Here is a 14,431-nt window from a genome sequence, read left to right on the forward strand (position 1 = left end):
CAGGTTACGGAATGGTCGCGGGGCGGGCGGGCCGGACGACGACGACGAGGCGGCGCGCGTGGTCAGGGCAGGCCGTGGCGGGCGTTGTGGTCCTTGGCGCCCCGGTACGCGTCGATCATCCCCCAGATCCAGAACCCGAACATGATCGGCAGTCCGATCAGCACCACGGACAGTACGAGCCCCACGAAGTAGCCGCCGAGGATGCCGATCCCCTTGCCGACCTGCCCGTTGAGCATCGTCCCCAGGCCCGGCACGAGGAGGGACGCCACCAGCATCAGTGCCGGGTCCTTGCGGGCTGCCGGCGGGAACTGCCCGTAGGGCTGCATCGCTCCGTACTGCGGGTTGTGGGGCTGCATCCCGAACGGTTGCTGCCCGCCGTAGGCCTGCGCGGCCCCGTAGAACGGCTGCGCGCCGTAGTGGCCCGGGTCGAACTGGCCACCGTACTGCGAGTCGCCGTACTGAGGGTTTCGGTATTGCGGGTCGCCGTACTGGGGGTTTCCGTACTGCGGACTGCCGTACTGCTGCCCGCCGTCTGGGCTACCGCCGTACGGGTTGCCGTACCCCGAGTCGTACCCCGAGCCGTAGCCGGGCCACTGATCGTCGCCCCGGCCGCCGAACGGGTCGTCGGGCCGGTCGGAGGCGTTGCCGTCAGCGGGAGTGTTCATGAATCCACAGTAACGCGGTCCCACGACAGCCGGCGGCCACGACGACGCCCGCCGAGCCGGAGAGGGGGCAGCCGGCCAACACAATCAGCCCCGGATACGCTGCGTCTCTGCCCCACGCTGCGCCAGTGCACGATCTTGGAGGGGTTGCGATGCGGGATTGGACCATTCCGCGATCGCAAGCCGACGAGACAGCACACCTCTGGCCGGGTGCGCTGGCGCGCTGCCACCCGCGGCCCGGCTGACCGGGGACGACGGGCTGACCGGGGACGACGGGCCGCGACCAGCGCGTCGGGACGAGCGTGGGCGCGAGCGGTCGTCAGTTCCGGGCGGTCATCCCGGGCCGTGCCCAGATGTCCGCGCAATCCACGCACGCGTCCTCCGAGACGATGCCGACCCGCTGGAGCTGCCCGTACATCCAGCAACCCAGGCAGAATCCGAGCGCCGCCTCGGCGAGCGCGGCGGCGACGAGCACGCCGAGCACGACGCTGCCGGCCACGCCGAACCCGGCGAGGAACAGCCCGAATGCGATCGACGACATCACCAGGCCGATCATCTGCGCGAAGCGCTTGGGTGCGCCGGCGACCATCTTGGGCTCGTCGCTCACCCGGGGTGCGAGCACATGCACCGAGAGTCGGCCGAACGGCGAGTACCGCGGGCCGCCCGCCACGCGGAGCGCGAAGCCCACCGCCAGCGCCCCGGCCAACCAGGTCTGGGCCGGCGCGGGGACGATGATCGTCACGATCGCGAGCGTCACCACGAGCGCGGCCGTGCACCGTGCTGCGTAGTCGTTGACGATTTCGGGGAAGGCGAAGGCCTCTCGCACACTCACAGTCTCGCTCCTCACACATGCATCGATAGACCGATCGGTCTACCACTCGGTCGACAGTACTCCTCCACCCGCGCGATCGCAGATACCGCAGAGCGCCGGGCCATGACCCCCGCCAGAGCACCCGACCTAGGCTGGATGTCGTGCCCCCACCGTTGCGTCGCCGTTCCAGCTCGCCCCGCCCGCCGGCCGCCCCCGCCCTCCCGAGGCGCGAGCAGCTCGGGCCGCCGCGCACCGAGCTCGAGGCGGACGGGGTCTGGGACGGCGTGCTGGCCTCCGTTGATCACGCACCCGGCCCGGACGAGGGCGCAGCCCAGATCGGCGGGATGGAGATCCGGGAGTCCGTCCTCGAGGGCCTGCGCCTGAGCGGTGCGCGTGCCGACGGCCTGCGCCTGACCGATGTGGTCGTGAGCGGCGGCGACCTCTCCGGCATGGTGGCCGACGGCGCCTCCCTGACCCGGGTGAGATTCGTGGGCTGTCGGCTGACGGGGGTCGTACTGTCCGATGCACGCCTGACCGACGTGTCGTTCGAGGACTGCCACGCCGACCTGATCAATCTGCGGATGGCGCGCCTCCAGCGGGTGCGCCTGGCCTCGACCCGGTGCAGGCAGGCGGACCTACTCGAAGCGCGCGTCGCCGATCTCACCACCGAGGGCGTCGATCTGCGCGGGGCCGCGTTCGACCGGGCCAGCCTGGCTGCCGCGGACCTGCGGGGAGCCGACCTCGAGGACATCCGTGGGGCGTCGGCGCTGCGGGGCGCGCTCATCTCACCCGAGCAGGTGCTGGGCGTCGGCCTGGCGCTGATCGGCGAGGCGGGGATCCGGGTCGAGTAGCGCGACCCACCCGGACAGGCTCTCCCGGACAGGCCCCGCCGGACGGGCGACGGGCCGGGGATTCGTCGGAACGGTGAACGTCAGGCCAGGTGCGAGGCGGACTCGCGCCACTGGTTGACGGCCCGGTTGATGATGGCCTGGAGTTGCAGGATCTGGTCCCGATCGGTGAGCGTGATGCCCTCGACCCCGGTACACACCCGCAGCTCGGGCACCCCACGCCCCGCGCCGTCCTCGTCGAGCATCACGGTCTCGGCAACCGACACCTGCAGGTAGGGGTCGTCGTCCGGGCCGTCGACCTCGGTGACGAGGTCCTGGCGGAATCGAGGGGTGGTCAGATCGATCGCGTTGTTCATGAGGGGCACTCCCGACTGGTCGGTGGGATTGCCTTAATAGTAGGTGAGAAACAGAGGTCAACACACGCGTGGGACAGCGTGTTACAGGTTGTGATGAACCCGTGACCCACACCACTCGCCGCGGCCCCCACCTCGCCTTCTCCCCCGGCCGGTCCTGGACGGATGTGAGAAAAGTTGCGTGAGTTGCTTGTGTGACTGGAGGGGCTGACACATACTCACCCCATGACTTCTGCCGGACCATTGGCCCGACGTGCTCTCCTCCCCCGACTTCTCGTCGCCGTGGCCTCTGCAGCCGCTCTGGCACTCGGCCTCCTCGTCGTCGTCATCTCTCCCCGCGCCGACGCCGGCGTCCCCCTGGCGCCCGCCTATCACGGGCTCGCACAGGGCGTGGACGCGGCGAGTTGGCAGCACCCGCACGGTGCCGCGGTCGACTGGCACGCGGCGGCGGCGTCCGGCCAGTCCTTCGCGTTCATCAAGGCCACCGAGGGCACCGGGCCGGCCAACAGGTACTACGAGTCCGATGTCGCCGATGCCCGCGCCGCCGGCATGCTCATCGGCAGCTATCACAAGGCGCGCCCCGGCATGGACCCCGCGCAGCAGGCCCACGCGTTCGCCGATCGCCTGCAGTCGGTCGGCGGCCCCCAGCTCCCACCCGTCCTCGACCTCGAGGTGGACGAGGGACTCGATCCCGCGCGGTTGGCGGAGTGGACGCAGGTCTTCCTCGACACGCTCGGCCACCGCACCGGGCGCGCACCGATCATCTACACCTACCGCTACTTCTGGATCGACAGGATGGCCAACACGCCCCGCTTCGCCGAGTACCCGCTGTGGCTCGCCGAGTACGGCGTCTCCGAGCCCACGCGGCCCGTGATCGGCGGCTGGAACGAGTGGCTGTTCTGGCAGCGCTCCGAGACCGGGGAGGTGCCCGGTTTCACCGACGCCGTGGACCTCAACGTCTTCGCCGGCACCCGCGCCGACCTGGACGCGTGGCTGGGTCCGGTCGAACCCGCACCCGCACCCGCACCCGCGCCGGAGCCCGTTCCCGAGCCTGCTCCCGCGCCGATCGCCGACGGCCCGATCGTCGAGGCGCCCGCCGGGATCCCGCCGGAGGTGCCCGTGCCCGTCGAGCCGTTCACCGTCGCGGTCCCGCGCGACCTGCCGACCCCGGACGGGGTGCGGCTCCCGGACACCATCGAGGTGCCCCGCGAGGTCGTGGCACAACTGCCGCCGGGGATGCGCTGACCCTCGCCTGACGCTCGCCCGGACGGCTCGCCACCCGGGCTCCGCTAGCGCGGTGCGGCCCCGCGTCGCCGCAGCACCGCGGCCCGGACCGCGCGCCACCCGATGAGGAACACGGCGGTAACGACGCCCGCCACGATGATGAAGCTCCAGTGCGGCACGCGCCCGTCGCCCAGCCCGCGGATGACCATGCCCACCACGAGCGTCGACAGCCACAGCAGCACGCCCGACCCCGTGGCCGCCGGAGCACGGCGGGTCGCCAGCAGGATCAGCCACCCCACGGCCAGCCCGATGAGGAACGGCCACGCCGTGCCCCACACCTGCGCCGCGCCGAGCCCCTCGGAGTGCGCTCCCCGGCCGAAGGTCGAGAACACCACCACCAGCACCGCGTCGACCAGGACCATCACCGGTAGGGCCACGGGCTCACCGCTCCTTCTCATCGCGTGGATCGCTGTCGCCGTTGCTGACCGAGCAGGAGGCGTCGCCCGCCTCGTCGTCCACGACGCCGTCCTCACGCACGCGCAACAGTGGGATGGGGCCTGAGTCGTGGGGCACGTGGGGGCGCCACGGCGTGCCCCTGAGCGGCCACATCGCCGAGAGCCCGGCCGGCGGGGCCGCCGCGACGGTCTCACGCGGCGCCGCGGGATACGCCGCCGAGGGGGACGACGAGGGCGACGACGACGAGGTCTTCTCCCCCGGATCCTCGTCCTCGGCCGGGTCCGCATCGGGGTCGACGTCCACGGCACCCCGGTAGAAGAGGAAGAAGACCACCCAGCCGGCCAGGGCGACCAGCACGAAGCTGGCGATGCGGTAGACGAACACCGTCGCGAACGCCTGATGCGCGCCGAGCCCGCCCGCGGTCAGGGTTGTGATGAGCGCGAACTCCACGGTGCCGAGCCCACCGGGCGTGATGGGCGCGCTGGCCACGATCTTGCCGGTCACGTAGGCGATGCACAGGCCGCCGATGCTGTGCTGGGCCCCGACCGCGTTGGCCGCCGCCCACAGGCAGCCGATGTCGGCGACCCAGTTGAGCAGCGAGAAGGCGAAGGCCTTGGACAGCTGGGTCTTGGTCAGGTCGACGGCCTCGGCCTGTTCCACGACCTTGCGCACCGCGGCGGCACCGTGGTCGGCGGGCTTGCGGCGGCGGGCGTTGAGCCATTCGAGGATCGACAGCAGCGACCCCTCGATCCGGTCCGGGTTGCGGGCGGCCCACTGGACCACCACGACGATCCCCACCAGGCCCAGCGCGGAGAGCACCAGCAGGAACGGGTTGGACACCGAGCCCACCAGGAAGAAGCCGAGCAACGCCAGCAGCACGATGCCGACGGTCGACAGCACCCCGGAGATGACCAGCTGCCACGAGGCGACGACGCGCGTCGCGCCCCACTGCCGGGTCTTGCGGTAGGTCAGGGTGGTGCCGAAGACCTGCCCGCCGGGAATGCTCGTGGAGAACGCGTTGGCGGAGAAGATCAGCCCGACGCTCGCCCAATACCCCACGTCGACGCCCGCGGACTGCAACAGCAGCTTCTGCACCGAGCCGTAGCTCGACATCGACAGATAGGCGAACACGAGCGCGGCGGCGACCCAGCCCCAGTGCGGGCTGGTGACGGCCTCGAACCCCTCGGCGAAGAACGGCATCTGGCCCCGGAGCCAGTAGAGGACCAAACCGAGGACAGCCAGGGTCGCGATGGCCTTGAACCACGGGTTGCCCAGGACCATCCGGATTCGACGCCGCGTCGCAGCGCCCCGCGTCCCCGTCATCGACTCACCATAACCAGAGCACCGGACCCCGCCCAGGCCCCACACCGAGGGGGCCGGGCGGGCGTCACGCGTCGCGTCCCTGCTGACGTTCCCGCATCAGGCGGGCGATCAGCTCCGAGGCGGGGATCCTGCCCTCGTCGGCCGGGTCGGGCTCCTCGTCGTACTCGGTGTCGTAGACCGGCTCGAACTCCGACTCCGGTTCGACGTCAGCGTCCGGCTCGACGTCAGCGTCCGGCTCGAACCCAGCGTCCGGCTCGCGTTCGAGCACACCGATCGCGGTGGCGGGTCCGTCGGCCCCGGCCTGCGCGGACCCCGCGGACAGCGGCGACGTTCCGTGGACCTCGGCCCGTGCCGGTTCGGCCGTGCCGGTGGTGGCGGGTCGGCCGGTGATCAGCTCGGGCTCGTCATCGATCTCCGCCTCGCCCAGGCCGATCCGCTCCTGGACGCGCTTCATCCACTTCGGCGCCCACCAGTTATCCGTGCCGAGCATCTGCATCACCGCCGGCACGAGCAGCATGCGGATGACGGTGGCGTCGATGATGAGCGCCGCGATCATGCCGAACGCGATGTATTTCATCATCACGATCTCGGAGAACGCGAACGCGCCGGTCACCACGATGAGGATGAGCGCGGCCGAGGTGATGATCCGGCCCGTGTTGGCGACGCCGCTGCGGATCGCCTCCGCCGTGCGGGCGCCGCGCGAACGGGCCTCCACCATCCGCGAGACCAGGAAGACCTCGTAGTCGGTGGACAGCCCGTAGATGATCGCCATGAGCAGCACCACGACCGGGGAGGTGAGCGGGCCGGGCGTGAAGCCGAGCAGCCCGGACAGGTGCCCGTCGACGAAGATCCAGGTGAGGATGCCGAGGGTGGCGCCCAGGCCGAGCAGGTTCATGATCGCGGCCTTGATCGGCAGCACCAGTGACCCGAACGCCAGGAACATCAGGATCGTGGTGGCCAGCAGGACGTAGAGCACGAACCACGGCAGGCCGTCGACCAGGGCGTCGACGGAATCGCGCTCCATGGCCGGGTTACCGCCGACGTAGACCTCGGTGCCGTCGGGGATCGGGAACGACTGCAGGTAGTCGACGGTGTCGGCGGCCGCGTTCCGGTCGATCACGCCGGTCTGCAGCACCACCACGTCGCGTCCCTGTGCGTCCTGCTCACCCGAGCGGGCGAACTGGAACGGGCCGGTCAGACCCGGCGCCTCGTTGGCCGCCGAGCGGATCTGCGACAGGGTGCCGCCATCGGAGCCGATCACCACGAGCTTGACCGGGTCGGTGCGGGTGCCGGGGAAGTTCTCGTCGTACTGCTCCTGCGCGACGCGCGTGGTGTTGTCCGGCGGGAGGTAGGTCTCGTTGATGCCGCCGAACTTCACGCCGGAGAACGGGATGATGAGCGCGACCAGCACCACGACGACCGGGATGGCCACGGCCACCGGTCGCTTCATGGAGAAGTCGGCGACGCGGCCGAACAGTCCGTTCTCGACCTGCTCGCGGGAGCGGTGACGCTGGAGGCGAGCGATGCCGAGCATGTCGACCCGGCGACCGAGCAGCATCAGCACCGCCGGCAGGAGGGTCACCGACAGCACGGCGGCGAGGACCACCGCGGCGATCGCGCCGTAGGCGACGGACTTGAGGAAGGCCTGCGGGAAGATGAGCAGGCCGGACAGGGTCACGCCCACCATGACGGCCGAGAACACCACGGTCCGTCCCGCGGTCGCCACCGCCCGGCGCACGGCGGCGTCCGGTGGGTAGCCCTCGGCCATCTCCTCCCGGAACCGGCTCACGACGAAGAGCCCGTAGTCGATCGCCAGACCCAGGCCGATCAGCGTCACCACGTTCTGCGCGAAGGAGTTCACGGGCGTGACCAGTGACAGCAGGTGCAGTGCCCCGAGCGAGCCGAGAATGGTCAGGACCCCCACCGCGACCGGCAGGAACGCGGCCACGACTCCGCCGAACACCACGATGAGCAGGAGGAACACCAGCGGGAGCGCGATGAGCTCGGCGCGCACGAGGTCCGCGTCCATACCGTCCTGCAGGGCTCCGGCGACGGCCTGGACGCCCGCGACGTCGGTCTGGATGCCGTCGAGGGCGATCCGGTCCTCGATCACCCGGAAGTTCTCGAGGATCTCCTCGTCCTCGCCGGCGATCTGGATGGAGGCCACGGCGATGCCCTCGTCCCGGTTGACCAGGGCCGGGGACTGGTTGAACACGAAGCTGGTGACGCCGGTGACCTGGTCCGGGAACTCGGTGCGGATCGACTCGAGCGACTCGCGGATCGGGTCCTGGAAGGCCGGATCGTCGACCGAGGTGCCCTCGGGGGCGTGGTACGACACCACGACGTCGCCGAGCGCGTCGCGTCCGTATGCCTCCTGCTCGAGTTGTTCGGCGGTCGCCCACCCGCTCTCGGGGTCCTCGAAGCCACCCTGACCGAACGGGTTGCCGAACGCGGTTCCGGCGAGGCTGATGAACGCCATGACCAGAACCGAGCACACCAGGACCAGCACGCGGCGGTGGGCGACGAACCGCCCGAGTGAGTTGAACACCGGGGAACTCCTAGCGCGAGGTGAGCAGGGCCGTGAGCGGCCGCAGCGGCTGCAGCCAGGCGCCCTCGTCGGGCAGGTTCTCGAGGCTGACCCGGGGCAGCGGCTCGCGGAACACACCGGGGATGTCCTCGAGGTCGAGGAACGTGATGGTGTCGTGCTGGACGGCCCAGGTGGCGTGCTCACGGAACCCGATCACCGAGACCGGGATGTCGCGGGCCAGGTCCTCCAGCGGCTCGCGGAACGCCTGGCCGTCGGCCGAGGCCACCACCACACCCGCGAGTCGCCCGGAGGCGGCGCGCAGGTCGATGTGCTGCAGCATGTCCTCGTCGACATCGGAGTCGTCGCTGGTCTTGGGCTTGGCGAACACGGCGAAGCCGACGTTGCGCAGTGCCTCGACCCACGGTCGGACGTTGTCCGAGGTGCCCTGGACGATGTTGGTGAAGACCGTCGCCTCGGCCTCGAGGGTGTCCTCGGTCTGCAGGGACAGGTCCGCGGTGTACCCGAGGAGCCAGCGGCCGAGCGCGTCGAACCGCGGGCGGTACACCGCGGTGGGTCGGCCACCGAGGATGGAGCCCAGCCCCATGTCCACGTTGGGCGCGTCCCACACCAGGAGCACCACCCCCGGGGCGTCGGGCGTGACCACGTCCGCCGTGTCGTGGTTGCGCATCTCATCTGGGGGGGTCATCGCGTCCGCCTCGGTTGTCGTCGTCGGGGGGCTGGAAAGAAAGGGGCGTCAGTTCTGACGACGCCAGTGGAATTCGTTGATCACTCGCTCCTCCTGCAGCCCCTTGCCCTCGAACTTCGTCACGGGTCTGTCCAGACTGAACGGTACGTGCCCGAGGTCGGTCGCGGGGTCCAGCCGTCTCAGCGCCGGCTCGGCGTCGCCGGTCTCGCCGATCCACTCGGCGTAGTCGGCATGGTCGGTGGCCACGTGGAGCACGCCGCCCGGCGCCAGACGCGAGGCGATGAGCTCGAAAGTCCCGGACTGCAACAGCCGCCGCTTGTGGTGGCGGGCCTTGGGCCAGGGATCGGGGAAGAACACGCGGACCCCCGTCAGGCTCGCCGGCGCGATCATGTTGGTGAGCACGTCCACGCCGTCACCGCGGATCATGCGGACGTTCTCGAGCCCCTCGCGCAGGATCATCCCCAGCAGCTGGGCCAGTCCCGGCTGGTAGACCTCCACGGCGATCACGTCGACGTCCGGCTCGGCGGCGGCCATCGCGGCGGTCGAGGTCCCGGTCCCGGACCCGATCTCCACGATCAGTGGAGCCGTGCGGCCGAACATCTTCCCCGGGTCCACGATCTCGTCGGAGACGTTGCGCCCGTAGGTCGGCCAGTGCTCCTCCCAGTTGCGCTGCTGCCCCGGCCGCAGTGTTCCGCGCCGGAACCGGTAGGCCGTCACCCGGGGGAACAGGCGGGCGCTGTCGTCGGGGGTCGCACCGTCGTCAGGGGTCGCACTGCCGTCAGGAGTCGCACCGCCGTCAGGAGTCGCACCGTCGTCAGGGGTCCCGTCGGCCGCCGGGGCGGGGTTCTCGCTCTGGTTCACCGGGCCATCATCCCGTAATCCGTGGTCGGGTTACGAATCCGATCGGCGCGCCCGTCCTCCCCACGGGGCCGCCCACAGCGCCGCGCGGGTGACCCTGCCTGGGGGAAGGTCTTGCCGCGGGCAGGGCACCGCGTCACGATGATCGCGTGCCGACCGTGACGCGTGACACCGAGCCCCGGGGCCCGGTGCGCCCCGAGAGACCGGATCCCGCCGCGCGGGTCCGGCGCCTGGTCGGTTCCGCGTGGGAACGGTCCGCGAGGTCGACCGACACCGCGATCGACCCGGACGGGTGCGGCCCGGTGGAGGCCGCACTGGCGCGATTCGACGCTCCCGTCGACATCCGCATCCGTGGCGGACTCGGATCGGGGCGGCGCACCCTCGCCGCCGCGCTGCGGGCGCGTCGCGGGTGGCGCGCGCAGATCGACGACCTGGACGTGCTCGCCGCGCCCGGCGCCCCGGCCGCCGCCGCGCCCGACGTGGAGATCCTGTGCCTGCGCACCGCCCCCTGCCGTCATGAGGAGGCGTGGACGCGGCGCCCGCGCCGCCACGCCCTGCTGGTGGTGGCGACGGGCGTCGGCGACGGCGACGGCGGCGACCGCGGCCACGACCGTGACGACGACCGTGACGACGACGAGGCCCCGCCACGGTGGGCCCGTGGGCTGCCCGCCGTGGACGCGCGGGAGCCCGAGCACCGGTCGGTCGATCGCGTCGTGTCCTTCGTCGACCGCGCCCTGGAGACCCTGGCGACCGTCCGCGTGGCCCGTCTCGAGGCGGAGCTGGAGCGACTCGCGGTCCACGACGAGGTGGGAGACCTCGCCGAGGCCGCCCTGTGTGCGCTCACCGGACCGGATCCGTCGTGACCGCCGCGACAGCCCCGCCCCGTGACGTCCCCGCCGGCGATCCCCCGTCCCGCGGGCTGACGATCGCGGTCCTGGGAGCGCGGGACTCCGCCGCACCCGCCGTCGCGCGGGCGCTCTCCACCGCGTCCCCCGCCGGCGGGGACGGACCCCGTCTCCGCGTGCTCGTCGACGCCGCACCCGAGGACCGTCCCGACGCCGCGGTCCTCGTCGTCGACGCCGTGTGCCCGGTACGTCCCGACGACGTCGAGGTCGCCCGCGGCGTGGCCGCCCGCCTGCCGATGGCCGTCGCCCTGGCCGGGCGAGCCGACCAGTGCGGCGCCGAGGTCCTGGCGGAGACGGTCGACGTCACCACCCGGCGCCTGGCGGACGCGGGCGTGACCGCACCGGTCCACGTCGTCGTCGACGGCCGGCCCGGCGCCCCCGCCGCTCTGCTCGCCGACCTGATCTCCGCCGTGCGCCGCCCCCGACCGGCGCGCGCCGTGCCCGACGCCGGGCCTGCGGCCGACCCGGGCGTGGCGACCGTCGACTGGCTCCTCGCCCGCCGCACGGAGGCCATCACCACTCGCTCCCAGGCCCTGCGTCAGGACGTGCAGGCGTTGCGGATGCACGTCGTCCAGGATCTGCACCGGTCGGTGCGCGACCTCGGCGGGCGGGCCCGCGAGGAACTCGCGGCCGCGCCCCGCGCCCGTGTCGACGACCTGGTCCTCCAGCTGGCCGCCGACGCCGACGCCGCGGTGGCGGGGGCCTTTGCCCGCGCGGATCGGCGGGCCGAGGCCCTCGTCGCCCGGCACCTCGGCTCCGCCGCACCGGCTGGCCCCCGCATGCCCGTCCCCACCAGCGGCATCGCCCCGGGCCGCCCGCCCCGGAACACCGGGGAGGAACTGCTCGTCATGGTGATGGGCGCCGCCGGCGGGACCGGGGTGGGGCGCATGCTGCTGTCCCCGCTCGCCGAGATCCCCGGGCTCGCGGCCGTGGTCGTCCCGCTCGCGCTGTTGTGCGGGCTGGTGCTGGGATGGATCACCGTCACGGTCCGCCGGACGCAGGCGCTGCGCACCCATTCCATCGCGGCGGTGGCGGACCGGCTCGCGGCCCTGAGGTCCGAGGCCGAGCAGTCCCTCGGCTCGAGGATCCTCGCCGCCGAGGCGACCATCACCGACGGGTTCGTCCACGACCCCGGCCCCCGGGTGGCCGATCTCGAACGGCGCATCCGCGCCGCCCGGGCCGGCCGGGTCGTAGCGACTCCGCCCCCACCGACCGTGCCCACCACAGGGAGCCCCTCATGACCGATCCGTTGTTCGGCGCGGACCCCTTCGACCACCACCCGGCGCCCGACGTGTGCGGACTCCAGGACGCTCAGCTGGCCGAGCCCTCGTCCCTGGGCCTGCACGTGCCCGTGGGGGAGGATGTCCTCGACCTCGGCTCCCCCGAGGCCGACCTCGACGGCGACGGCTTCATGGAGGCGGTGACGCTCGGCGACGACCGGGGTCTGACCGTCTACACGGACGCTGATGGGGACGGCACCGTCGACCACGTCTCGACCGTGCGGTTCGACGGCAGCTATGACTCGTGGCGGCTGGCGAACCCGACGGAGGGAGTGCCCTTCGGGGGGTTCACCAACGAGGCCCGTGACGACACGACCGGCGGTGCCGCCGCTCCCGCCCGCTGGGAGCGCATCGACCACGGCCACATCTGAGGTGCGGCACACGACACCCCACCGGCGACCTGAGGGTTTCCTCACCTCTGGGTGTGCAAAGGGGGCTGGGAGTCGGCACCCGATAACGCTTGACGATACTCTGTGACTAACACCATGCACCACGCGCGAGGAGCTGTGATGACCACCACCACCATTCCCGGCCTCGAGGGGCAGGCACCAACCGATCACGCGGAGATGCTCGCGTGGATCGCCGAGGTCGCCGAGCTCACCCAGCCGGACCGGGTCGTGTTCGCCGACGGCTCCGATGCGGAATGGGATCGCCTCACCTCCGAGATGGTGGAGGCCGGGACCTTCGTCAAGCTCAACGAGCAGAAGAAGCCCAACTCCTTCCTGGCCCAGTCCGACCCGAAGGACGTCGCCCGCGTCGAGTCGCGGACCTTCATCTGCTCGGAGACCGAGGAGGGTGCCGGCCCGACCAACAACTGGCGCGACCCGGCCGAGATGCGCGCCCAGATGACCGACCTGTTCCGCGGCAGCATGCGTGGTCGCACGATGTACGTCGTGCCGTACTGCATGGGCCCGCTCGAGGCGGAGGATCCCAAGCTCGGCATCGAGCTGACCGACTCGGCGTACGTCGTGGTCTCGATGAAGATCATGACCCGCATGGGCGCTGCGGCCCTGGCCAAGATCGGCACGGACGGCGAGTACGTCAAGGGACTGCACTCCGTGGGCGCGCCGCTCGCCGAGGGCGAGCAGGACGTGCCCTGGCCGTGCAACGAGGAGAAGTACATCACCCACTTCCCGGAGACCCGGGAGATCTGGTCCTACGGCTCCGGGTACGGCGGTAACGCCCTGCTGGGCAAGAAGTGCTTCGCGCTGCGCATCGCCTCCGCCATGGCCCGCGACGAGGGCTGGATGGCCGAGCACATGCTCATCCTCAAGCTCATCTCGCCCACCGACGAGGTGCACTTCATCGCCGCCGCCTTCCCGTCCGCCTGCGGCAAGACCAACCTGGCGATGCTGCAGCCGACCATCGAGGGCTGGCGCGCCGAGGTCGTGGGCGACGACATCGCGTGGATGCGCTTCGGAGCCGACGGTCGGCTGTACGCGGTCAACCCGGAGTACGGCTTCTTCGGCGTGGCCCCCGGCACCAACTACTCGTCCAACCCCAACGCCATGAAGACCCTGGAGCCGGGCAACGCGATCTACACCAACGTCGCGCTGACCGACGACGGTGACGTGTGGTGGGAGGACCTCGAGGGCACCCCGGACCACCTCATCGACTGGCTGGGCAACGACTGGACCCCCGAGGGCGACGGGAAGGCCGGCAACGCCGCGCACCCCAACTCGCGCTACTGCGTGCCGATCAACCAGTGCCCGGTCACCGCGCCCGAGTTCAACTCCCCCGAGGGTGTGCCGATCTCGGCGATCCTGTTCGGTGGCCGCCGGGCCGACACCGTCCCGCTGGTCAGCGAGGCGTACTCGTGGAACCACGGCGTCTACATCGGCGCGACCCTGTCCTCCGGGCAGACCGCCGCCGCCGAGGGCAAGGTCGGGGCCGTGCGCCGCGATCCGATGGCCATGCTGCCGTTCGTCGGCTACAACGTCGGCGACTACTTCCAGCACTGGGTCGACATGGGCGCCCGCGGTGGCGACAAGATGCCCAAGATCTTCCTGGTCAACTGGTTCCGTAAGGGCGCGGACGGCCGCTTCCTGTGGCCGGGCTTCGGCGAGAACAGCCGTGTCCTCAAGTGGGTCGTGGATCGTATCGAGGGTCGCGTCGAGGGCGAGGAGACCGCCGCCGGCCTCACCGCCCGTGCGGCCGACATCGACATGACCGGCCTCGACACCCCGCTCGAGGATCTCGAGGCCGCCCTGGCCGTGGATCCCGAGGAGTGGCGTCGGGAGCTGCCGCTCATCACCGAGTGGCTCGAGTTCTGCGGCCCCAAGGTGCCGACCGAGGTCCACGAGCAGTTCGCCGCCCTCAAGGAGCGGCTGGGCTGACGCCTCCACCTGCAGCGAAACCCTCGCGGACGGGCCACACCATTTCCTGGTGTGGCCCGTCCGCCTCTAGAATCTGGGCAAAGCCCTGTACTACGGCCCTTGTTGATGTCACAGTTACTCGCTGTGCGGGCCACAGCGTTTC

General features: G+C 71.4%; 14 protein-coding genes. 6 read left to right on the forward strand and 8 right to left on the reverse strand.

Translation table 11 applies throughout. The features are described 5' to 3' along the window. Nucleotides 1–62: 62 nt before the first annotated feature. Both L8M95_RS08365 and L8M95_RS08370 read right to left on the reverse strand, forming a co-directional pair. The gene (locus L8M95_RS08365; RefSeq protein WP_260489017.1) at nucleotides 63–665 is read right to left on the reverse strand and encodes a hypothetical protein; all 603 of its coding nucleotides are present in this window, start codon (nucleotides 663–665) and stop codon (nucleotides 63–65) included. A gap of 316 nt (nucleotides 666–981) precedes the next feature. Then, a complete protein-coding gene (locus L8M95_RS08370; protein ID WP_260489018.1) occupies nucleotides 982–1,494 on the reverse strand; it encodes a DUF4395 domain-containing protein in 513 nt (170 codons plus the stop codon). A gap of 140 nt (nucleotides 1,495–1,634) precedes the next feature. Between L8M95_RS08370 and L8M95_RS08375 the strand changes: the two genes are divergently transcribed. After that, nucleotides 1,635–2,324, forward strand: a complete 690-nt coding sequence (locus tag L8M95_RS08375; RefSeq protein WP_260489019.1) for a pentapeptide repeat-containing protein — start codon at nucleotides 1,635–1,637, stop codon at nucleotides 2,322–2,324. Between the two features lie 80 nt (nucleotides 2,325–2,404). On the opposite strand, the gene L8M95_RS08380 is transcribed toward L8M95_RS08375, so the two are convergent. Beyond that, nucleotides 2,405–2,677, reverse strand: coding sequence for a hypothetical protein (locus tag L8M95_RS08380; protein WP_260489020.1), 273 nt, complete (start codon nucleotides 2,675–2,677; stop codon nucleotides 2,405–2,407). A 222-nt stretch (nucleotides 2,678–2,899) separates the two neighbouring features. Between L8M95_RS08380 and L8M95_RS17515 the strand changes: the two genes are divergently transcribed. Then, complete coding sequence (locus L8M95_RS17515) at nucleotides 2,900–3,919, forward strand: glycoside hydrolase family 25 protein (protein ID WP_312027453.1); 1,020 nt, start codon at nucleotides 2,900–2,902, stop codon at nucleotides 3,917–3,919. Between the two features lie 44 nt (nucleotides 3,920–3,963). Here L8M95_RS17515 and L8M95_RS08390 read toward each other — a convergent pair whose 3' ends face one another. The 5 genes from L8M95_RS08390 to trmB form a co-directional block, all read right to left on the reverse strand. Continuing rightward, on the reverse strand, nucleotides 3,964–4,335 hold the full coding sequence (locus L8M95_RS08390; protein WP_260489021.1) for a DUF3054 domain-containing protein: 372 nt from the start codon (nucleotides 4,333–4,335) through the stop codon (nucleotides 3,964–3,966). A 4-nt stretch (nucleotides 4,336–4,339) separates the two neighbouring features. Next, on the reverse strand, nucleotides 4,340–5,677 hold the full coding sequence (locus L8M95_RS08395; RefSeq protein WP_260489022.1) for a YbhN family protein: 1,338 nt from the start codon (nucleotides 5,675–5,677) through the stop codon (nucleotides 4,340–4,342). 64 nt (nucleotides 5,678–5,741) lie between these two features. Beyond that, complete coding sequence (locus L8M95_RS08400; protein ID WP_260489023.1) at nucleotides 5,742–8,225, reverse strand: MMPL family transporter; 2,484 nt, start codon at nucleotides 8,223–8,225, stop codon at nucleotides 5,742–5,744. Between the two features lie 10 nt (nucleotides 8,226–8,235). Continuing rightward, nucleotides 8,236–8,910, reverse strand: a complete 675-nt coding sequence (locus tag L8M95_RS08405; RefSeq protein ID WP_396119687.1) for an NYN domain-containing protein — start codon at nucleotides 8,908–8,910, stop codon at nucleotides 8,236–8,238. Nucleotides 8,911–8,958: 48 nt separating this feature from the next. Next, nucleotides 8,959–9,771, reverse strand: coding sequence for a tRNA (guanosine(46)-N7)-methyltransferase TrmB (trmB, locus tag L8M95_RS08410; protein ID WP_260489024.1), 813 nt, complete (start codon nucleotides 9,769–9,771; stop codon nucleotides 8,959–8,961). Between the two features lie 146 nt (nucleotides 9,772–9,917). Here trmB and L8M95_RS08415 point away from each other — a divergent pair, with 146 nt between their 5' ends. The 4 genes from L8M95_RS08415 (at nucleotide 9,918) to L8M95_RS08430 (ending at nucleotide 14,289) form a co-directional block, all read left to right on the forward strand. After that, nucleotides 9,918–10,631 (forward strand): hypothetical protein, encoded by a 714-nt coding sequence (locus L8M95_RS08415; protein WP_260489025.1) that lies wholly within the window; start codon nucleotides 9,918–9,920, stop codon nucleotides 10,629–10,631. Then, entirely contained in the window at nucleotides 10,628–11,914 is a 1,287-nt protein-coding gene (locus L8M95_RS08420) for a hypothetical protein (RefSeq protein WP_260489026.1), read from the forward strand. Before L8M95_RS08415 ends, L8M95_RS08420 begins: the two co-directional genes overlap by 4 nt. After that, on the forward strand, nucleotides 11,911–12,324 hold the full coding sequence (locus tag L8M95_RS08425; RefSeq protein ID WP_260489027.1) for a DUF6802 family protein: 414 nt from the start codon (nucleotides 11,911–11,913) through the stop codon (nucleotides 12,322–12,324). Before L8M95_RS08420 ends, L8M95_RS08425 begins: the two co-directional genes overlap by 4 nt. A gap of 138 nt (nucleotides 12,325–12,462) precedes the next feature. Beyond that, complete coding sequence (locus L8M95_RS08430) at nucleotides 12,463–14,289, forward strand: phosphoenolpyruvate carboxykinase (GTP) (protein ID WP_260489028.1); 1,827 nt, start codon at nucleotides 12,463–12,465, stop codon at nucleotides 14,287–14,289. Nucleotides 14,290–14,431: the final 142 nt, after the last annotated feature.

The organism is Dietzia sp. B32 (assembly GCF_024732245.1).
Classification (GTDB): Bacteria; Actinomycetota; Actinomycetes; order Mycobacteriales; family Mycobacteriaceae; genus Dietzia.